Source organism: Mucilaginibacter sp. GW821-FHT07H05 (assembly GCF_059418485.1).
The window spans coordinates 447292-468202 of sequence record NZ_JBWKPY010000005.1 but is presented as its reverse complement, the minus strand read 5'-3'; the positions used below and the strand labels follow the sequence as shown (position 1 = coordinate 468202).

Annotated in this window: 14 protein-coding genes and 1 tRNA gene; 11 read left to right on the top strand and 4 right to left on the bottom strand. The window is 44.2% G+C overall.

Annotated elements, in window-relative coordinates; translation table 11 throughout:
- Positions 1-204: 204 nt before the first annotated feature.
- From AC07M6_RS16135 to ggt, 4 genes are read left to right on the top strand one after another with little or no spacing between them, the layout of a single operon-like run.
- On the top strand, positions 205-3579 hold the full coding sequence (locus AC07M6_RS16135; RefSeq protein ID WP_494891135.1) for a SusC/RagA family TonB-linked outer membrane protein: 3375 nt from the start codon (positions 205-207) through the stop codon (positions 3577-3579).
- 10 nt (positions 3580-3589) lie between these two features.
- On the top strand, positions 3590-5077 hold the full coding sequence (locus AC07M6_RS16130; protein ID WP_494891134.1) for a RagB/SusD family nutrient uptake outer membrane protein: 1488 nt from the start codon (positions 3590-3592) through the stop codon (positions 5075-5077).
- Positions 5078-5085: 8 nt separating this feature from the next.
- On the top strand, positions 5086-7656 hold the full coding sequence (locus AC07M6_RS16125) for a zinc-dependent metalloprotease (RefSeq protein WP_494891133.1): 2571 nt from the start codon (positions 5086-5088) through the stop codon (positions 7654-7656).
- 39 nt (positions 7657-7695) lie between these two features.
- Entirely contained in the window at positions 7696-9369 is a 1674-nt protein-coding gene (gene ggt, locus AC07M6_RS16120; protein ID WP_494891131.1) for a gamma-glutamyltransferase, read from the top strand.
- A gap of 204 nt (positions 9370-9573) precedes the next feature.
- On the opposite strand, the gene AC07M6_RS16115 is transcribed toward ggt, so the two are convergent.
- Positions 9574-10638 (bottom strand): hypothetical protein, encoded by a 1065-nt coding sequence (locus AC07M6_RS16115; protein WP_494891129.1) that lies wholly within the window; start codon positions 10636-10638, stop codon positions 9574-9576.
- 436 nt (positions 10639-11074) lie between these two features.
- Between AC07M6_RS16115 and AC07M6_RS16110 the strand changes: the two genes are divergently transcribed.
- Entirely contained in the window at positions 11075-11545 is a 471-nt protein-coding gene (locus AC07M6_RS16110; RefSeq protein WP_494891127.1) for a hypothetical protein, read from the top strand.
- A gap of 189 nt (positions 11546-11734) precedes the next feature.
- Here AC07M6_RS16110 and AC07M6_RS16105 read toward each other — a convergent pair whose 3' ends face one another.
- Entirely contained in the window at positions 11735-12223 is a 489-nt protein-coding gene (locus AC07M6_RS16105) for an energy transducer TonB (protein ID WP_494891125.1), read from the bottom strand.
- A gap of 206 nt (positions 12224-12429) precedes the next feature.
- On the opposite strand from AC07M6_RS16105, the gene AC07M6_RS16100 reads away from it, so the two are divergent.
- The 4 genes from AC07M6_RS16100 (at position 12430) to AC07M6_RS16085 (ending at position 18156) form a co-directional block, all read left to right on the top strand.
- The gene (locus AC07M6_RS16100; RefSeq protein WP_494891124.1) at positions 12430-14010 is read left to right on the top strand and encodes a cysteine peptidase family C39 domain-containing protein; all 1581 of its coding nucleotides are present in this window, start codon (positions 12430-12432) and stop codon (positions 14008-14010) included.
- Positions 14011-14648: 638 nt separating this feature from the next.
- Positions 14649-15470 (top strand): hypothetical protein, encoded by an 822-nt coding sequence (locus tag AC07M6_RS16095; RefSeq protein WP_494891123.1) that lies wholly within the window; start codon positions 14649-14651, stop codon positions 15468-15470.
- Between the two features lie 3 nt (positions 15471-15473).
- Positions 15474-17651: a peptidase domain-containing ABC transporter gene (locus tag AC07M6_RS16090; protein WP_494891122.1), complete on the top strand. Its 2178-nt coding sequence runs from the start codon at positions 15474-15476 to the stop codon at positions 17649-17651.
- A 1-nt stretch (position 17652) separates the two neighbouring features.
- Positions 17653-18156, top strand: coding sequence for a hypothetical protein (locus tag AC07M6_RS16085; protein ID WP_494891120.1), 504 nt, complete (start codon positions 17653-17655; stop codon positions 18154-18156).
- A gap of 72 nt (positions 18157-18228) precedes the next feature.
- On the opposite strand, the gene AC07M6_RS16080 is transcribed toward AC07M6_RS16085, so the two are convergent.
- Both AC07M6_RS16080 and AC07M6_RS16075 read right to left on the bottom strand, forming a co-directional pair.
- Positions 18229-18408 (bottom strand): hypothetical protein, encoded by a 180-nt coding sequence (locus tag AC07M6_RS16080; RefSeq protein WP_494891119.1) that lies wholly within the window; start codon positions 18406-18408, stop codon positions 18229-18231.
- Positions 18409-18466: 58 nt separating this feature from the next.
- Positions 18467-18540 (bottom strand) — tRNA-Met (locus AC07M6_RS16075).
- Between the two features lie 161 nt (positions 18541-18701).
- Between AC07M6_RS16075 and AC07M6_RS16070 the strand changes: the two genes are divergently transcribed.
- Positions 18702-19082 (top strand): START-like domain-containing protein, encoded by a 381-nt coding sequence (locus AC07M6_RS16070; RefSeq protein ID WP_494891118.1) that lies wholly within the window; start codon positions 18702-18704, stop codon positions 19080-19082.
- Between the two features lie 174 nt (positions 19083-19256).
- Positions 19257-20693: an LptF/LptG family permease gene (locus tag AC07M6_RS16065; RefSeq protein WP_494891117.1), complete on the top strand. Its 1437-nt coding sequence runs from the start codon at positions 19257-19259 to the stop codon at positions 20691-20693.
- Positions 20694-20911: the final 218 nt, after the last annotated feature.

Below are 20911 nucleotides of genomic sequence, written 5' to 3'. Positions count from 1 at the left end.
TGCAAAATTATGCATTTAACTGCTATTTGCAAAAACGCGCTTGTACATTGTTACAAAACGGTCGTTTACGCATTACCATCCTTAAAAAGGAATATAATTAACCCCAGGTTTCCGGCCTTATCCCTGGCCGATGAGAATTTAGAAAAGACCGGCGCTTTTAACGGCTTTTCAATTTTTAGTATTAATAAACGGATACTGTTGCGTATGAAAATAATTGCTTTACTGATGTTTACAACCTTCTTTCAGGTAAGCGCAGATAGCTACGCCCAAAAAGTGACCCTGAACGAGCACAATGCATCACTGGCCAAAGTATTCGGCAAAATTAAGGAGCAAACCGGTTATCTTTTTTTGTATAACCAGGAGTGGATAGCCATGGCCCGCAAAGTAGATATTGTTGCCAATAAAGCACCGCTCGAAGAGGTATTGAACGCTTGCTTCAGCAATCAGCCGCTTACTTATGCTATCGTAAACAAAACAATAGTTCTTAAATTAAAAGAAAACTATGCAAACAAACCGGCACAAGCAGCTGTAACCACACCGGCAGCACAGGTTGCCATCCAGGTTAAGGGAACCGTAAACGATGAAAAAGGCCTCCCCCTACCGGGTGTTTCCGTACTGATAAAAGGGACAAAAACAGGCACGCAAACAACCGTTAATGGCACTTATACGCTTAGCGTTCCTGATGAAGGCAGCATCCTGGTTTTCAGCTTTATTGGCTATGAACGGCAGGAAGTTACAGTAGGCACAAAAACGGTTATTAACATCACCCTTACTCCGCGGACAGATCAGATTAGCGAAGTGGTGGTATCCGGCTATACCGTTCAAAACCGGGCGGAGTTTACCGGCTCATCTGCCCACATCGGCGGCAAAGACATCGAAAACCGACCCTTACCCAGTTTCGACCAGGCTTTGGCAGGACAAGCCGCAGGTGTTAAGATCACCTCGAACGGTGGTTCATTGAACGGCGTGCCCGTGTTCCGGATCAGGGGGACTAACTCTATTAACCTAAGTTCGTACCCGCTTATCATCATTGATGGGATCACCTCGTTTACCGGCGACGTGGGCAACTCGGCCGAGAATAACCCGCTGTCAACCGTTAATACCGATGATATCGAATCTATCGAAGTACTGAAGGATGCATCGGCAACAGCCATTTACGGCTCGCGGGCATCAGCCGGTGTGGTAGTGATCACCACAAAAAAAGGCAAAGCCGGTAAAACAAAGGTTACTTACGATGGCTATTATGGTATTACAAAAAGGCCAAAACTACCCAAACTGTTAGGCGCGGAAGATTATGTAATGATCAAGAACGAGTCGGAGGTCAATTCAGGACTGGCGCCAACTTATTTTCTGGGGAAAAACGCCGACGGTTCCATACAGGAAACCAACTGGTACAATTACGTTTATCAAACCGGGCATGCGCAAAATCATAACCTAAGCGTTTCCGGCGCTTCCGAATCTACCAGCTATTTCATCTCGCTGGGTTATACCAATCAGGTAGGTTTTTTGGTTAAAAACACTTTTGCCCGTAAGTCGGCCAGGGTTAACCTGGATCATCGTTTGATCAAAGGGCTGCATATCGGCACAAATTTCACCTATGGCGATGCACTCAATAACAACCTGACCAGCGGCGTTAACAATACCTTTGGACTGAACAACCTGGTGCGCGAATCGATGGTGTTGCCGCCAAACGTGCTGCCATTTAATGCTGATGGTTCTTATAATATCAGCGGCAGCGGTTTAGGCCTTGGGCCCAACACCAACTTAACCGGTTATTATAATCCCTTACCGCAGCTGCAGCATGATAAATTCTCATCGCAGAGCAACAATTTTTTAGGATTGCTTTATGCCGAATGGGAGTTATTTAAAGGGTTTAAGGCTAAAACAAATTACAGTATTAATAGTCTTAACGTATCTAACATCAGCTTTAGTAACCCGTATCAGGCCGGCGGTTTTGCAACCAACGGTTCGGCTACCAGCCGGTATACCACAAACTACCGTACCGATTTTACCAATACCCTAAACTATGCCACCACGCTTGCTACCGATCATCACCTCAGTTTCTTAGCCGGTTATCAGGAGATCCATACCGTTATCAATGGTTTTAGCGCCACGCGCACCGGCTTATCCGACCCCTACTTTGAAACCTTTGCCGGTGGGTTTACTACGGTAAGCGCGGCTACGGGCAACTATACCGAAAATGGCATCCGCTCCTATTTCAGTAACATGTTTTACGATTACAAGAAAAAGTATCTGTTAAGCGCCAGTTTTCGCAGGGACGGCTTTTCCGGCCTTTCGGTAACCAATAAATATGGCAACTTTGGCGGTGCCTCTATCGGCTGGAACCTTTCTGAAGAGAGTTTTTACCTGAACTCTGCTTTGGCCAAAACGGTTTCGTCCATTAAATTGCGCGCAAGCTACGGCCAGGTAGGCAACGTTAATATTGGCGATTATGCCTCATCATCCCTTTACAGCCCCGGTGTTTATGGCGGCGTTGCTACCCTGGCCCTTTCCCAAACCGGTAACGAGGCTTTAAAATGGGAAACCAGTAAAAAAACAGACATCGGGTTAAACATTGGTTTGTGGGAAAATATGATCACCCTGGACGCCGATTATTATAATAACAACATCGATGGTTTGATTTTAGCGGCCCCGCAATCGCCATCTAAAGGGATCCCCGGAAACTCCATCAATACGAATATCGGCTCCATGTATAACCGTGGGTTTGAGTTCGATATCCAGGCACATGTTATCGATAAAGGCCCTTTCAGATGGACGGTAGGCTTTAACTTCAGTACTTTAAAAAACCGGGTTACGGCTTTGGCTAATGGCACCGATATATGGACCAGCGGCCTGGAAACCACCAATATTACACGGGTAGGTTATTCGGTAGGCTCGGTTTACGTTGTTAAAACCACCGGCGTTAACCCGGCAAACGGCTTGCGCACTTATTTAAATAGAAATGGCGCAACGGTGCAATACAACCCGGTTACCGCTGCCTGGACATACCTGGACGGGACGACAGCGCCGGCTTTAGACGCTTATGGCGATGGTGTAGTAATGGGCCCCACCCTGCCCACCTACTATGGTGGCTTTAACAATACTTTTAAGTATAAAAACTTTGATCTTTATGCCAACATCGTGTACTCGGGCGGTAACCAGATCTATAACGGTACCAAAGCCACCCTGTTAGATAACCGGTTTTTTAATAATCAGGTAGATATTTTAAGGCGTTGGACAACCCCCGGCCAGGTCACCGATATCCCGGCCCTGCATTATAACGATCAGCAGGCCAGTGGTTCTGTATTACCCAATTCCTTTAACGTGGAGAGTGACCGTTATATCAAACTGGGCACTACTTCGCTTGGGTACACCTTTCCTGTTAAGCTGTACAAAAAAACAGGGGTTTCTTCCATCAGGGTATATGGGTCTGCAAGCAACATCATTTTGTATACCAAATATACCGGTTCAGATCCTGAGATCTCTGCTAACGGCGATTCCAATACCGCATCCGGCCGGGATAAGAACTCTGTGCCTGCCGGTAAATCATTCACACTGGGTATTAACGTAGGATTTTAATTAGACGACGATGAAAACGAAATATAGCACACTGATTTTAAGGGCTTCGATGGTAAGCTGCTTACTATTATGCGGGACGGCTTGTACGAAAAACCTGCTCGAGCCCACTAACATCACCAGTATATCTGATGCCAATGCGTTTGACAACCCTACACGGATTGTGGCGCAGATCAATGGCCTGTACGCCTCGTTAAAAAGCGGCAGCTTTTATGGCGGCAGACTAATCATTTACAATGAACTGAGAGCGGATGAGTTTATTATGAACAAACCTAATATCGTAACCGGGCAGCAAACCTGGTTGCAGGCCGTTAACTCCAGCACAAGCGAAGTAGGTACTTTATGGAGCGCTGGTTACGCTACAATTAACGCCGTAAACACTTTTATTGCGGGCCTCAATCTTAACCAAAGTAAAATTACATCGGCGCAGTATGCCAACTACATCGGCGAAGCGCAGTTTATCCGGGCTTTATGCTATTTTGCATTGGTACAAACCTATGCCCAGTCCTATACCCTAAATGGTGGTACAAGTTTGGGCCTGCCGCTGCGTTTAAATGCAGAAAATTCTAATGCCAACAATCAACTGGCCAGAAGTACGGTTGCCGACATTTACAAACAGATACTAACCGACCTGAACGCTGCCGAAACCGGGTTGCCCGCTAACTATACAACCACTATTTTAAATACAACAAGGGCCACTAAAAATACGGCTATTGCCCTGAAGGCAAGGGTTGACATGGTTAAAGGCGACTATGCCGGGGTGATTACCGAGTGCAACAAGATCGTATCGGCTACAGCCCCCTATCAGGCGCCGTCTGGTGGTGTCAGCAATAAACTGGAGGCCAATATCGCTACCGTTTTTCTGGGGAGCTATGCCGGTCCCGAATCTGTTTTCTCACTGCCGTTCACCGCTACCGAAACACCTGGTACGCAGAACCAACTGGCCTATTACTTTAATATTTCTCCCGGTAACGGCGAATTCTATCTGAACCCGGCGGGCACCATTTCCGATCCGGTATATGGTTCGGCGTCGACAGATGCACGCAAGAACTTTGTATTTACCAATACCGGGCAAAAATGGCTCAGTAAATACAAAGTGGCCAGTACGTATTCCGACTGGGTCCCGGTGATCCGGTATGCAGAAGTACTCCTGAATTTTGCCGAAGCTTTGGCCCGTACCGGCGATGCAGCCAGCATGACTAAAGCTGCCGCCCTGCTTAGTGCGGTGAGGAACCGTTCGGATGCTACTTATGTATTCCCGCCGGCAAGCATTGCTACGCAACCGGCTTTAATCGCTACTATTTTACAGGAGAAAAAGATCGAGTTTTTGGGCGAAGGCTTCCGCGTTCCCGATCTGCAGCGCCTGCGCCTCACCTTGCCGGCAAAATCAGGCACGGCGGGCAATGCACCGGCCGTGCTGGCTACAGATAACCGGTACATCTGGCCGATATCCAGCGCCGAGACCGCTATTAACCCGTTAATTGTACAAAACCCTCAATAATTAAAGTGATGAAGAAATATATTTTATTATTTGCCGGAATGATGGCCATGGGCACCCATTCCTTCTCGCAGGAAACCACGCCTGCCGCAGGCGGCAGAGGCGGGGCAGGCAGGAATGCCGCGGGCACACCTGCGGCCAGCATTGCCGCTGTTACGCAGGGGATGAAAAAGTTTGACGGCTATTTCAATTTTTATTATGATGATAAAACCGGCCGCGTTTTATTAGAGGTAGATAAATTTGATACAGAATTTCTCTATTTTAAATCCTTAACCGATGGCGCGGGAAGAAGCGCGGAACGCGGACAAGCCTCGGACGCGATCGCTAAATTTATCAAAATAGGCCCCAAAGTACTGCTTGTTGAGCCCAACTATAGCTACCGGGCCAATACTACCAATGCCGACGAGATTAAAGCGGTAGAAAACGCTTTTGCTAAATCTGTAATCTGGGGCTTTGCGCCGCTTGCCGTAGAAGGCGATAAGGTACTGATTGACCTTACCCCTTTTATTGTACGCGATAGCCAGGGCATAGGCAGCCGGCTTGGGGCAACACCGGCCGCCGGCGGTCGTGGAGGCCGCGGGGCAGCCCCTGCAGCAGGTGGTGGCGGCGCTGCCGCGGCTTACCGTATAGATGAAACCCGCTCGGGTGTATATATGCCCAATACAAAAAACTTCCCCAAAAATACCGAATTTGAAGCGCTGATCACCCTAACCGGCGGATCGGCAGGTGGTGGTAGGTTTGGCGGCGGCGGCGGAGATGGCATTGCGCCAGACCCTACAGCGGTTACCGTTAAAATGCACCAGTCATTTATTGAGTTGCCCGATGGCAACTACAAGCTTAGGAAGTTTGATCCGCGCTCGTCATTTAACATCTTTAGCTATATTGATTTTGCCTCGCCCCTGAATGAGCCGCTGGAAAAGAAATTTACCCGCCGTCACCGTTTGGCAAAAAAAGACCCGAATGCAGCGGTGAGTGAACCCGTAGAGCCCATTGTTTATTATGTAGACAGGGGCGCGCCCGAACTGATCAAGAAAGCCCTGATCGAGGGCGGTTCCTGGTGGAACCAGGCTTTTGAAGCGGCCGGGTATAAAAACGCGTTTATTGTTAAAGAGCTACCTGAAGGCGCCGATCCGATGGATATCCGTTATAATGTGGTGAACTGGATCAACCGGTCAGGCGGCACCCGCGCTTTTTCTTCGGGCGCGTCTTATATCGATCCGCGTACCGGCGAGATCATCAAAGGCGTGGTTACGCTGGGTTCCGACAGGCACAGGCAGGATATCCTGATTATGGAAGGTTTGCTACAACCCTACGATGATGGTAAACCGTTTGATAAAAGAGCGGAACAAGTGGCTTATGCCCGTTTAAGACAATTGGCAGCTCATGAAATTGGCCACACACTTGGCTTTACGCATAATTTTGCCGCCAGCGAAAAAGACAGGGCATCGGTAATGGATTACCCTTTCCCGCGCCTTTCTATCAAAGCTGATGGCACTATCGATGTGTCAGACGCTTATGCCAAAGGGATTGGCAGTTGGGACAAGCGCGCAGTAATGTGGGGTTATAGTGATTTCCCGAAAGGTACAGACGAAAATGCCGCGCTGGATAAGATCATGAACGAAACCATCAAATTAGGCTTTAAGTATATCCCGGATATTGGCGGCTATACCCATCCCGCATCGCACCAATGGGACGACGGCGCAGACCCCATAGCCGAGTTGAATAAACTGATGAAGATCCGCCGGCTGGCTTTAGACCGTTTCTCTGAAAAAGCCATTGTCAAAAACGCGCCTTTGGCAACATTGGAAGAAGTACTGGTGCCTACTTACCTGTTACACCGTTACCAGATAGAGGCTGTAGCAAAATCCATAGGCGGATTATATTTTACGCATGCCATTAAAAATGACGGCCAGGAACCTACCAAAATGGTAGATCCCGCTGTGCAGTGGCAGGCCTTTGATGCTTTAATGGCCACCGTTTCGCCGGAAGCATTGGCCTTGCCCGAGGGGTTGATCTCTAAAATTCCACCGCGCCCTACCGGCTACCCGTCCAGCGTAGAAACCTTTACGGGTTATACCGGGCCAACATTCGACCCGATCGCCGCGGCCGAATCAGCAGCGGCCGAAACACTTTCATCGTTGCTGAATTCAGAGCGTGCGGCAAGGCTTATTGAATATCATGCCCGCGACAGTAAACAGCCTGGCTTTATCGCTATCACCAATAAACTGCTGGAACAAACCTGGAAAGCGCCGGTTTTGCCGGGCTACAAAGGCGAATTGCAGATATTGGTTAATAACCTCACCCTTAAATATTTGCTGGAACTGGCAGCCGACACGCGTACATCAGAAAGTGTACGGGGGCAGGCGCTTTTAGAGATCGATGAATTGAAGGATTGGCTGACCGCCAAACTGCCCGGGATACAGGGCGAGCAAAAGGCCAATGTTTTATTTGCCCTGGCCGAGATCGCGGAATTTCATGAAACACCATCCAAATTCGTACCCGATCCTGCGCTGACCATGCCGCCGGGAGCGCCGATAGGAATGCCAGATATGGATTTCCTTAACGACATGATCAATTATTAATGAATGATAGCCGATTAATTAACTTATAAATATACATCTATGATAAAAAGGTATGGCCTGCTGCTGTTAATCCTTATTCAAAAATTAACGGCACAGGCACAGGCAGCTGATCATTATACCAACGGAATGGTGGTTTGCGCTTATCCGGATGCCGCACAGGTTGGGCTCAACATATTAAAAAAAGGAGGCAACGCGGTTGATGCCGCGATAGCCGTACAATTTGCGCTGGCCGTAACTTACCCGGAAGCGGGCAATATTGGCGGCGGCGGCTTTATGGTATACCGCTCGGCAAAGGGGAAAACCAATACGTTAGATTTCAGGGAAAAAGCCCCGGCTGCCGCCAGCGCCAATATGTTCTTAGACTCTTCCGGAAACGTTATACCCGGTATGAGCACCAGTTCGCACCAGGCATCGGGCGTGCCGGGATCGGTAGACGGAATGGTGGAAGCTAATCGTAAATACGGTAAATTGAAATGGGCCGAACTGGTACAACCTGCAATAGATCTGGCGCATAATGGCTTTAAGATTACCAAACGGCTGGCCGACGGTTTAACCAGGGGCGCAAATGCTTTTGCAAAAGCTAACCCCGGCAAATCTTATTTTTTAAAAGAAACGCCGTGGAAAGAAGGCGATCTGCTGATACAGGAAGATCTGGCAAAAACGCTGGAGCAAATACGTGACAAGGGCCGCAAAGGCTTTTATGAAGGTACTGTTGCCGAACAGATTGTTGAAGAAATGAAAAGCGGCAGCGGCCTGATATCGAAAGCCGACCTTAAGGCTTACCATTCTGTATGGCGCAAGGCCATTACCGGTACGTATAAGGATTATAAGATCATTACAATGCCTCCGCCGTCAAGCGGGGGCATTGCCTTAATTTCCCTGCTTAAATCGGTTGAAAAATACCCCCTGCACCGTTGGGGATATAACCAGGATTCTACTGTACAATTGATGGTAGAGGCTGAACGCCGGGTATATGCCGACCGGTCTAAATATTTAGGCGACCCGGATTTTTTCAAAGTCCCGGTAGATAGTTTATTAAGAGCATCATACATCCTGTCCCGCATGAGTAGTTTTACCTGGGATGCCGCTACACCAAGTACCAGCATCCGGCCGGGTACCATTACGGGTTATGAAAGTGACCAAACCACACACTATTCTATTACCGACAAGGAAGGGAACGCGGTATCGGTTACCACCACCTTAAATGGTTCGTTTGGTTCAAAGATAGTTGTAAAGGGAGCGGGCTTTTTATTGAACAATCAAATGGACGACTTTAGCTCGAAACCGGGTGTGCCAAATATGTACGGCCTGGTTGGCGGTAAAGCTAACAGTATACAGCCCAATAAGCGGATGCTATCATCAATGACACCAACCATTATTGAAAAAAATGGGCAGTTATTTATGGTTGTAGGCACACCGGGTGGATCGACCATTATTACCTCCGTTTTTCAAACGATATTAAACGTGATAGAGTTTGACCAGGACATGCAGCAGGCTGTCGCTTCTAAACGTTTCCATCACCAGTGGTTGCCCGATAATGTTTCGGTGGAAAAAGGCGCATTTAGCGAAGCTACCCAAAGCAAGCTGACGCAAAAGGGTTACAAGCTGAACAGCAGCAACGGCATTGGCAGGGTAGATGCCATTTTAAAAACGCCCACCGGCTACCAGGGTGGCGCCGACCCACGTGCCGATGACACCAAAGCCGGGTGGTGATAATTGTTAATCGGAGGGCCGCTGATATGATTGCTATCCGCTTCGTCCCACAGATTGCTTTGGCGGGAGATTTTGCCATCATCAGCTAACTCACAGTAGGCGAAAGCGTGCGCGGCCAGCGGAGGGAAGCCGCGCACCGCTTTTACGCCCCCAGGGTTACGTGGAATTACTAAAGTACCTGCTCAAAAAAACATAGCCCGTTAATCAGTTTTTCAGCAATTCATCCAGCCGGGCATTGAAGTTTGCGCGCGTAATGCCGGTTATCTTTGATAAAGACTGGAAGTAATTGGCATTATCGTCTTGCTTTTTGCCGCAGCTGAGGAATTCGATGACTTTAGCGAAACCCTGCTCCTTTTCGATCTGTTGCACGATCAGTGCATCCAATACATAATCTGTATAAAGCGGGGTCTTCGCGCCGCCGAACTTGCGGTGCTCATCAAAGGCTTTCAGCCAGTCACGGTCGGTACCCATATAAGCTTTAAACTCCCGCAGAATATCCGGCCAGGTATAAACGCCCCAACTGCCGCCATATAAATACGCGCAGGCTTCATCGATGGGGCGATTAATGATAGCCGTGCTAACCACGTGGTGCAGCCGTGTATGCCAGAGATCATGCAGATCAAAAGCGGCCAGATCATTGGTAGCTGCACCGATCAGCATCAGGCTATGGCCCTTTTCGTACCATGAATTATTTAAACTGCCATAGCCGTTATACTCCACCCGGAACTCTTCGCCCAGCAAAGCCATTACGTCACTAAAACTATCGCAATAAAAGATCTCGGTCGGGTAATCCGGCGCCTTCAACTTCTGATCAAAAAATTTGGCCATCCTGATATAACGGTCCAGCAAAGGCACGCTGGTGACAGAATTGCGATAAATAGTAAAGCTCCCTGATTGTTGCTTTTTCCAGGTCAGCGTATTCCGCCGCAGCGGCGAGCTGAAAACAAAACCGCCATTCGCCTTTTTGGCCATCAACTTGAAACTGGCACGCAAGCCATTGGCCATCTGTACCAAATAACCTGAACTATCGACTGGCGATACATTAATCAGGGTAAAAGTTTGGCCCTTCATTTCATCCAGCAGCGCAGTGGTTTCGATAAAAAGATCAGGGTCGGCACCGGCCCGTTTTTCCACGAAACCATTAAGTCCGGCAATCAGCGCCAGGCTGTCTTTGGGCAGTTTCAGATTTTTAGCGGGGATAACCGATTGTCCAAAAGAAAAGATAGCCAACGGGCAAGCGATAAAAGTGAGCTGGATTTTTTTTAACATGTGAAAAGGATTGATTGGCCAAGATAAGCAATTTGAGCAAATGGGCATTGGTTGGTTAAACGCCCTAAATCGTATCTATTCACATGCTTCTATTAGGTTCCATTAATCCCCACTTTTCAATCAATTAACCGGTTAGTCATTTGTACATTTCAAAATTTGCATTTTTTGAATTAAGCAAGAGCAGCTATGGACTTGTTTTCAAGTAGAGGGGAGCAGGATCGAACTACCGACCTTAGGGTTATGAATACTATTAGACTTCTATCCTAAAAAACATATTTATCTTAAAATAAACATGTTGTGATAAGGTTTAGGTTGAAAGTCCCGAGCAGCGAGTGTTTGGGGTTTTTGTTTTTAATATAACTTTGAGCATTTCTGATTTGCATTATCATATCATTATCTTACATTTATATAACTAAATCATATCACAATCATATCAATGGAAATTACAACCATAAATGCTTTAATAGGCGCAGGTGCCACTATAACTGGCGCTTTGATTGGTGTTTTTGTCAAAAACTGGATAGAGAACAGGCGATTACCGAAAATTAAGGCTGATAGGCAAACTGCTTTACAAGGTCAATGGGATGGAAAGGTCTTTCAATATGTGGACCGCGACAAAACATCTGATTATCCAATCATTATAAATCTAATAGTTACCGAACGCAAAATAACAGGTACAGCTACTGTAACTGGAAATACCGCACAAACGTTAAACTTAGAAGGAACATTTCAACACGATTTTTCTTTAACCTTGAAGTACGAGAACCAAAAGAAAGAGATTTGGCAGTTTGGAACAATAGTGTTGAAACTCTCAGCGGATGTAAAAAAGCTGAATGGTAAGTTTGTTGGATTTGGTCACGAAAATGAAAGTATTGTTCATGGAACAGTTGAACTCGTTAAAAATTAGCATAGAGCTGTTGTTAACAGCTAATCTAAAACACTAACTTTAGTATATATGGCTAAAATTAGATGGACTAATGTAAAAGAGGAATACTTAAACGGTTGTTTACCCAACTGGTTATAGGTTTGGGTGTAGGTACATTGCTTTCGCTTATCCCGCCATTTCTTACCAAATTCATCGCGTAAGGGTTAACAATTAATTGGAGGCCGGCGCTTTAGGTAAACTAAACATAACCGGGATGGTCATCTGAACCCTGACAGGAACGTCGTTATCTTTACCCGGCGACCATTTTGGAGATAGCTTTATTACCCTAATGGCCTCAGCGCCTAAACCTTCTCCCGGATCCCTCATTAGTTTTATATTGGAAAGGGCCCCGTCCTTTTCAACAATAAATTGTATAAAAGCCATCCCTTGAACTTTTTTATTTAATGCTGCTAAAGGATATTGGATGTTTGATCTTAAGAATGAACCATAGCCTGCAACCCCACCTGGAAAAGCAGGAATTAGCTGGATGGATTTAGGGCCATTAGCTATTCGCACCGAATCATCAGACTTTTTATTTACAGTTTGCGCATTCACTTCATTCACTTTAAGTGATAACCCAACCATAATCAAAAACAAACACACCTTAAACTTACTAATCATACGCTTTTTATAAATAACAAATGGGGTTACCTCTTCCATATTGCTAATATGAATAATAATTTCCAGATATCATATTAAAATAGTTCAGTACTAATAGTACTAATAATGTAGCTATCTTTCCATCAAAATACGGTTAAGCAATTAAAATAATATAAGAGTCAAACCTAAATTTATATGGTTTTATTTTTGAGCTAATTATAAATTAACCGTAGTATTGAGTGAATTTTACCTGAATAATCACAAAAATGAAACTTAAATATCCGGCTAATTTACTTCAGTTGTTTTTAAAAGAACTCAAAGTCCCAGTAAGTTCAACAACTATTAAAAATGAAACTTTTAAACATCCCCATAACAACACGATATTGGGTTTTAGTGAGTTGATGGATACCTGGAAGATACCTAATTCTGCCTATAGACTTAGTTTTGATGAATTGCTTAAACCAGAAATGCCGCACCCTTACATCACCAGTGTGGGCGAAAATAAATTCATTGTTGTTAAAGGTTATGATCAAAACAACTTTATTGTAGGTGATGATGATAAAAAGAATTACACGATCGAATCGGAGAAACTTAAGGCGGACTACCAGGGTTGGGTATTTATTGCTGAAAAAAGCAGCGGCTCTGGCGAAAAAGAATACAAAGAAAAACGCGCGCTTGAATGGCTAACCGCTGCACGGACACCCGCTATAATTATGGGTGTAATATTGTTCTTAGTAATATTATATAATAAACAACCAGCCATTACAAATTTTACTGGCTGGGGATTTTATGCTTTGATCGCAGTTAAAACATTGGGGGTGTTCACTTCTATACTTTTGTTATTGCGATTTGCTGGAATTGAAAATAATGTTCTGTCAAAGATCTGCAGGGTTGGTAAGAACGATTGTAATTCGTTAATGATGACCAGCGCCGCAAAAATAACCAGTTGGTTGTCATGGAGCGAGGTTGGTTTTTTTTATTTCGCTGGTACCTGGTTGACATGTTTATTGAATATTGGCCAACTGCCGATACTTAAACTGATGGCTCTTCTTAATTTGATGTGCCTTCCTTATACCGTATTTTCAATTTACTATCAATGGCGCATCGCGAAAAATTGGTGTGTCCTGTGCTGTGTAGTTCAAGTTTTGCTTTGGACGGAGTTTGTGTTTTTTATCCCCTTTTTGAATCATTTCGAGTTGCTCGGTAGCCTGAAATTAGACCTTTGGGTTGTCGAAATGTTAACACCAGTTCTGTTTTGGGCATTTGTCAAACCATACTTTGCCCGTTCAGTTAAGGCGGAGTATTTACAAGATAAGTTGACAGCATTAAAATTCAATGTTGAGACATTTAATTATTTAAACCAGCAATCACAACAAATTGAATTACTGCCAGAAAACAGGACCATCATTTTAGGTAACAGTGATGCTGAAAAAATTATCACATTGGTTACCGACCCTTTTTGCATAGCCTGCTTCAAAACGCATAAAGAATTAGATCATTTACTCCGTTACAATAATAATATTAGGTTGCAAATAGTTTTTCGTACACCGGATGACAAAAATTCGGATAAGACGAAACTTGCAGCCGATCTAACTGATATATACATGCTTGGCGGCAGTGAGAAAGTTTTGGTTGCGCTTGACGCATGGTATGGTGACAAAAATAAAAATTACAAAAAATGGAGACAAAAATTCCCGGTAGATAATACAAGTGATACCGTGAATTTTTTGAGCTCACAACGAAATTGGTGCAAGGCTCACGGAATAACGGCAACGCCTACCGTTTTTATAAATAGGTATAAACTGTCTAACCACTATGATATTGAGGATATTGCTTATTTAATTTAAGTGAACTTGATTTCAGAGCTACTTCAATAAATAAACAGTATTGCTAATTTTTAATTAATTATCGGTAGCATAAATAGTTTTTTTCGTTTATTGTTATTGTTAAAAACTTATTTTTTATTTTGATTTTTTGCTTATCTTACCAAAGGATCTAAGCCGTTATTTTTCGATTTGTAAATACCAAACACCTTATTTTTTCACCGTTCTTGCTCTCGATCACTTCTTTAAAAGGAAATATTTAACTAAATCTATAATTAAACACAATTAAAATTATGACACAGAAAACCGTTCCAAAATTTGGAGCTCCAATGGAAATTTTAACAAAAGACCAAATGAAAGCGCTATGGGGAAGTTCCTCCAACGTTGCAGCTTTAAAGCAGTCACAAGAAGAAAATAATGTCTGTTACATGTGTTGCACCTCGGATTATATCAATTGCACTCCATGTGATACTTCGGGTAACGGTGGTTGCATAGCAGGTATTCCGGTATCTTATTGTTGCGTAGGTAACCCCCCCGGTGTGCTTGGCTGTAATGGCTGCGGTACCTTATCAAACGGTGACTGTGCTCCATGTTAAACCCATTAGTCTGAGGCTTTTTGCCTCAGACTTTTTTGATTTTATGATTGTTGTTGATAGTAAGCTATGAAAGATTTGAAGTGTTTTATTTTAGTGATCGCTAACGTTATTTTTTTTACGGACGGACTTTTTGCACAAAAGCTACCACGAGTTCAAAATGTTAGCATCTGGGCACCTTCAACTATTAAAATTGATGGGAAATTAGCTGAATGGCCAAATCAGAAATTAAGTGCCTTTAACCCTTTAACCAGGATATTCTATGTCATTTCAAACGACGATGACAATTTGTATCTCACTGTACGTGGGATGGGGCCCGGGTGTGGTGGCAAGATCCTAAAAGAAGGCTTGATCTTTACAATCAGCCATTCTTTTGATAAAAAGTTCGCGGAAATTGATACCAATAATGTTTCGGTCAGGTTCCCAACTACCCAGTGGGCACCCACTGTTTCTTCTATTATGTATGCCGCCCTTCGGGCGAACAAGTTATATTTATCAAACCCCGCTAAAAATAAAAAAGAAATTGATTCGCTAAACGCGATCACGAATATCCGCGTTGATCAGCTTGCTAAAGAGATCAGGATAAAAGGCATTAAAGAAATTCATGACTCAACTTTATCAGTTTATAACGATACAGGGATCAAAGCACGACTGCAATTTTTGAATGGAGAACCGGTTTTGGAGATGGCTGTGCCGTTAAAGTACTTACATTTAAAGTCAACTTCAGATAGAAGGTTTAGTTATAAAATAAACTTGCCCGTCACACAACTGTCGCCTGGTACTGAAATGCCAATGAAATCTGGTGACGACGTACGTGTAAGCGATGATGACTTATTCCGTTTAACCGTTACCAATTTTTGGGGTGAATATACTTTGGCAAAAAAAACCTAATCCTTGAAATTTTCCTATTACAAACAGCAAGACCAAATGGACTGTGGCCCTACGTGCTTGCGTATGGTATGCAAACACTTTGGCCGTACTATCGCAATCCAAAAGCTAAGGGCGCTGTGTTTTGTCAACCGGGGCGGGGTAAATTTGCTGGCACTTAGCGAGGCCGCCGAGAAAATCGGTTTCCGCACAACAGGAGTTAAAATATCTTTAGAACAACTGAACCAGGCCGAGCTGCCCTGCATACTGCATTGGGGACAAAACCACTTTGTGGTGCTGTATAAGATTAAGCAAGGCAAGTACTACTTAGCTGATCCAGGAAAGGGTTTATTTATCGTCAAAGAAGCTGACTTTCTGAAAAGCTGGTATAGCCACAAAGAGGCAAGCACCGGCATTGCCTTGTTAATAAGTCCATCACCAACATTTTATGAGCAGGAAGATGATACAGACACAAAAATATCCTGGCTATCCATACTGCGCTATTTTTATGTGTACAAGCGGCTGTTTATTCAGTTGGTGATTGGTTTGAGTATTGGCACAGTGCTTTCCTTAATTACGCCGTTCCTTACCCAATCCATTGTTGATATCGGTATCAATACCCGCAATATCAGTTTTGTCTATTTGATACTGATTGCCCAGGTCATGCTGTTTATCGGCAGTACCAGCGTCAACTTTATCCGCTCGTGGATACTGCTGCATATCAGCACCCGCATCAATCTTTCTATCCTGACGGATTTCCTTATCAAGCTCATGAAATTGCCCATGAGTTTCTTCGAGACCAAAACCACCGGCGACATCATGCAGCGCATGAACGACCAGCGCACAATAGAAAGCTTCCTGACAGGTACCACACTGAACACACTGTTTTCTGTGGTGAACTTAGTCGTATTTACCGTGGTACTGGTGTACTATAACACCCTTATTTTTATCGTATCGCTGGTGAGCACTGTCATTTATGCCGCCTGGATTGTGCTGTTCCTGAAACGCCGCCGGGCGTTAAACTATAAACAGTTTGATAACGCATCCAGCAACCAAAGCACCATTGTAGAACTGGTGAACGGCATGCAGGAGATAAAACTCAACAACTGCGAACAGCAAAAGCGCTGGGGTTGGGAGCATATCCAGGCAAAGCTATTCAAGTTTAAAACGCAAAGCCTGGCTCTTACCCAATACCAGCAAGGCGGCTCGATGTTTATCAACCAGGCAAAAAATATCCTCATCACATTCTTAAGCGTTAAGGCGGTGATAGACGGACAGATTACTTTGGGCGGCATGATGGCCATACAATACATTGTAGGGCAGGTCAGCAGTCCCATTGAGCAAATGCTGGGCTTTGTACAATCGTATCAGGATGCCAAAATCAGTTTGGAGCGGTTAAACGAGATCCACCATTTGCCCGATGAAGAACCGGTTGAAAAACACTGGCTGCACGAATTACCGGCCGACAAAAGTATCACCCTAAAAGACTTGACCTTTACCTATCCCGGTGCCGGAAACGAGCCGGTGCTCGAACAAATCAACCTGTCTATCCCGCAAGGCAAAACTACGGCCATTGTCGGCATGAGCGGCAGCGGGAAAACCACCATATTGAAATTGCTGCTACGCTTTTATGAACCTGACAAGGGCGATATACACATAGGCACGACACACTTAAACAAACTTAGCTTTAAAACATGGCGCAATGCCTGCGGTACGGTGTTGCAGGACGGTTTTATCTTTTCCGATACTATACAAAACAACATTGCTGTGGGAGACGAGTATCCCGACCCGCAAAAATTGCAGCAAGCTATTCACGTAGCCAACATCGGCGATTTTATTGCCGAACTACCCTTTGGCTTGCACACAAAAATAGGCTCGGCAGGTAATGGCATCAGCCAGGGACAAAAGCAGCGGCTGCTGATTGCACGAGCCGTATATAAAAATCCCGACTATTTATTTTTTGACGAAGCTACCAATGCATTGGATGCTAATAACGAGCGGGTAATTATGGATAACCTGAACGAGTTTTTTACCGGGCGCACCGTAGTGGTGGTAGCGCACCGCTTAAGCACCGTCAGCAATGCCGATAATATTATTGTGTTGGACAAGGGCCGTATTATTGAACAAGGCACACACCACGAACTGACCGCCATGAAAGGCGAATACTATAGCTTAGTGAAAAACCAGTTAGAGTTAGGAATGTAATATGCAAGACCACACCATCAGCAACAGGCATTCAGACGAGATACACGATATCATCACGAAAGTACCCTCGTGGATTGTGCGATGGGGCATTGTCATGTTCGGGGCGATATTAGTAATGACACTTTCGATTTCAGCCATCATCCGCTATCCTGAAACAATTAAATTACCGGTAAAAATCCAAACCACGAATAACCCTGCCGATGCATTTGCGTTAGCTGAAATTACACAGGATAATTTTACCAAAGTTAAAATAGGACAGCAGGTACTTATTCATCTAAAAGTATATTCGTCTGATGCCTATGAACCTGTAAAAGGAATGGTCAGCAATATAGCTGACAGTCCAAATGGACAAGGTTTGTTTACGATCAAGGTAAAGCTAAATGTCCCTGGTGCAAAATCACCGGTAAAACTCAAAAGCTGGATGACCGGGAGTGCAGAAATTATTACACAGGATATTACCGTTTTACAGAGGGTTACCAAAAGCCTGATCAGGAATATTAATTGATAACTGCCAGTATATTTCGAACAATAAAAACCTTCTCTCTTACAGGTAGCGAGTGTTAGGGGATTTTATTTTTTATTCAGGCTTCAACTGGATTTTTTTCAGTTCAATATATTTTTCTTCGAGGGAAGCACCAATACCATACTTTTCACGATCAAACTTGTGTCCCATTAAATCAACCTGAATCCTGTCCAGGCATCTTTCATGCGTTAAACGGTCCAACCAGCATGACATTTTATTGGTTTGTTTAAACATTGTTTTAACAGAAAAAACAAAGGCTGTTACAATTTCTTGTAACAGCCTTGTCTTCAGGTAGCGGGGAGCAGGATCGAACTGCCGACCTTAGGGTTATGAATCCTACGCTCTAACCATCTGAGCTACCCCGCCGGGTTATTCTTATTTATCTTTATTTGCTATACTGCATTACTACAGGCACTTAACAAACATCCTTTTTAAAAAGGTTTGCAAATATAGGATAAATTAGTTTTCTTTAGAAAAAATGTTAACATTTATAGCCATCAAGGGCTAACCAATTGATTTGAACCGACATGTCTGACAAGAAAAAATTTAATATTGAGTATGAAATAAAATCATCTCCCCGCATTCTATATACATTTTTAAGCGAACCTAACGGATTAACCCAATGGTTTGCTGATGATGTAACTGTTAAAGATCAGATGTATACTTTTACCTGGGATGGCGAAGCGCAAAAAGCTAAACTGCTGCTAATGAAGGAGAACAAGCTGGTGCGCTTTAAATGGATGGATGACGACCCCACTTGTTATTTTGAAATGGAAATATTGCAGGACGAGCTAACTAATGATGTAGCCCTGGGCGTTACCGATTTTGCTACCGAAGATACCATAGCCGAGCGCAAGCTGATATGGGATAACCAGGTTGATTACCTGATTAGCGTATTAGGGGCATAAAAAACCGCTGTAAACTGCAGCACAATCTATTTTGTTATTATAAACCACCCTGAGGGGTGGCTTTTTGTTTTTATACCGATGTAATACTTGCCCGATATCTCCGTTACTCCAGTACATTTTAACAAAATCCATTTGTAATAGCATCTTTCCTCGTCGTTTCTCTAAATTTGCACCGTGAAAAAGATACACCTCTTAATTCTTAAGTCGTTTATAAGGCCCTTTATCGTTACCTTTTTCATTGTAATGTTTGTGTTGCTGATGCTGTTTTTATTTAAATACATCGACGACCTGATAGGTAAAGGGTTTGAATGGTATATTATTATGGAGCTGATGCTGTATTCGTCGGCTACTAATGTGGCTATGGCGCTACCCCTATCGGTGCTGTTATCATCTATCATGACCTACGGCAGCCTTGGCGAAAATTACGAGTTGGTGGCCATCAAATCGGCCGGCATATCACTGGGCCGGGCGCTTTACCCAATGATCATCGCGGTATGTTTCCTTAGCGTATCGGCATTTTTCTTTTCTGATTATATGCTGCCGGTAGCCAATCTTAAGTATTATAACCTGCTGTATGATGCCCGCAAGCAAAAAACAGCATTCCTCATCAACGAAAATGTTTTTAATAACAGCTTCCCGGGTTACTCTATCCGCGTAAAACATAAAGATCCGGACGGGCAAACCCTGCACGAAATTATGCTGTATGAAAAAACCGACGGGCAAACTAATATGAATACCATATTTGCACAGGAAGGTGTGATGTACCGTTCGCCGGATAATATGTCGCTGATATTAAGACTGAAAAATGGCATCCGTTATGAGGAAAGAGCCCCCGAAAACGGCTCGGGCATACCCCGGCAGCAACTGACCCGTTTCCGTTTTAGTGAGCGGGTGCAAAAGTTTGATTTATCAAGCTTTAAAATGGCCCATACAGACGAAAACGAATTTAGGGGCGCCTACCAAATGATGGACCTGAAGCTGCTCAATAAAACGCAGGACTCGACAAAAAAACTGGTTTTTGTAGGCCTCGATCGTAATTATCAGCTCCTTTCCCCCTATTTCAAGTACTTTATGATGCCACATAAAATGCTGAAGGGTAAACCATACGATAAAGGCCGTCCCGATTACCTGAAAGGCCTGCCGCACGAGAAGCAAATTTCGATTATTGGGAATGCCTTAAATGAGGCTAAAGGTTTTAAAGACCAGGTAAAACAGCGCGCCACACGGTATGAAGAGCTAACCCTCGAAACGCGGCGTAACAGGGTAGAATATCAGAAGAAATTTACGCTATCCGCCGCTTGCCTGGCCTTGTTCCTCATCGGGGCACCTTTAGGCGCCATTATCCGTAAAGGTGGCCTTGGGCTGCCTGTGGTGGTAGCTATAGCGTTCTTCCTGATCTATTATATCATATCAACCATTGGCGAAAAATTTGTGAAGGATGGGGGTGTTTCACCTTTAATAGGTATGTGGGTGGCTATTATTATATTAACACCCATCGGGATCTTCCTGTCGTACAAAGCAGCTAACGATTCGGAGCTGTTTAATGTGGAGGCATACAATAAATTTATAAAGAAAGTAACCGCTTTTTTTGCAAAGAAGAAAGCGCTGTAGTTTAAACCGGCTCTGAAAACCTGGAGTGGCAGGGGGGGGTAACACAACTTAACATAATTCAAAATTTTCACTATTTAATTAATTGATAATCAATATTTTAACTCATTTTCAGGGTTGACATAAAAATGCCATTTTTTTGCTGATTTAGTTGTGTGATGATTAAGTTTCTAATCCCCCTGTTTACGCCGAAGGCGGAGCAAAGGCCGGCTGGAGTATCC

Coding starts and splice junctions, on each gene's coding strand:
- AC07M6_RS16115 (WP_494891129.1), bottom strand. CDS start 10,638: ATGTTAAAAAAAATCCAGCTCACTTTTATCGCTTGCCCGTTGGCTATC.
- AC07M6_RS16105 (WP_494891125.1), bottom strand. CDS start 12,223: ATGGAAGAGGTAACCCCATTTGTTATTTATAAAAAGCGTATGATTAGT.
- AC07M6_RS16095 (WP_494891123.1), top strand. CDS start 14,649: ATGAAAGATTTGAAGTGTTTTATTTTAGTGATCGCTAACGTTATTTTT.
- AC07M6_RS16135 (WP_494891135.1), top strand. CDS start 205: ATGAAAATAATTGCTTTACTGATGTTTACAACCTTCTTTCAGGTAAGC.
- AC07M6_RS16110 (WP_494891127.1), top strand. CDS start 11,075: ATGGAAATTACAACCATAAATGCTTTAATAGGCGCAGGTGCCACTATA.
- AC07M6_RS16085 (WP_494891120.1), top strand. CDS start 17,653: ATGCAAGACCACACCATCAGCAACAGGCATTCAGACGAGATACACGAT.
- AC07M6_RS16100 (WP_494891124.1), top strand. CDS start 12,430: ATGAAACTTAAATATCCGGCTAATTTACTTCAGTTGTTTTTAAAAGAA.
- AC07M6_RS16125 (WP_494891133.1), top strand. CDS start 5,086: ATGAAGAAATATATTTTATTATTTGCCGGAATGATGGCCATGGGCACC.
- ggt (WP_494891131.1), top strand. CDS start 7,696: ATGATAAAAAGGTATGGCCTGCTGCTGTTAATCCTTATTCAAAAATTA.
- AC07M6_RS16130 (WP_494891134.1), top strand. CDS start 3,590: ATGAAAACGAAATATAGCACACTGATTTTAAGGGCTTCGATGGTAAGC.
- AC07M6_RS16070 (WP_494891118.1), top strand. CDS start 18,702: ATGTCTGACAAGAAAAAATTTAATATTGAGTATGAAATAAAATCATCT.
- AC07M6_RS16080 (WP_494891119.1), bottom strand. CDS start 18,408: ATGTTTAAACAAACCAATAAAATGTCATGCTGGTTGGACCGTTTAACG.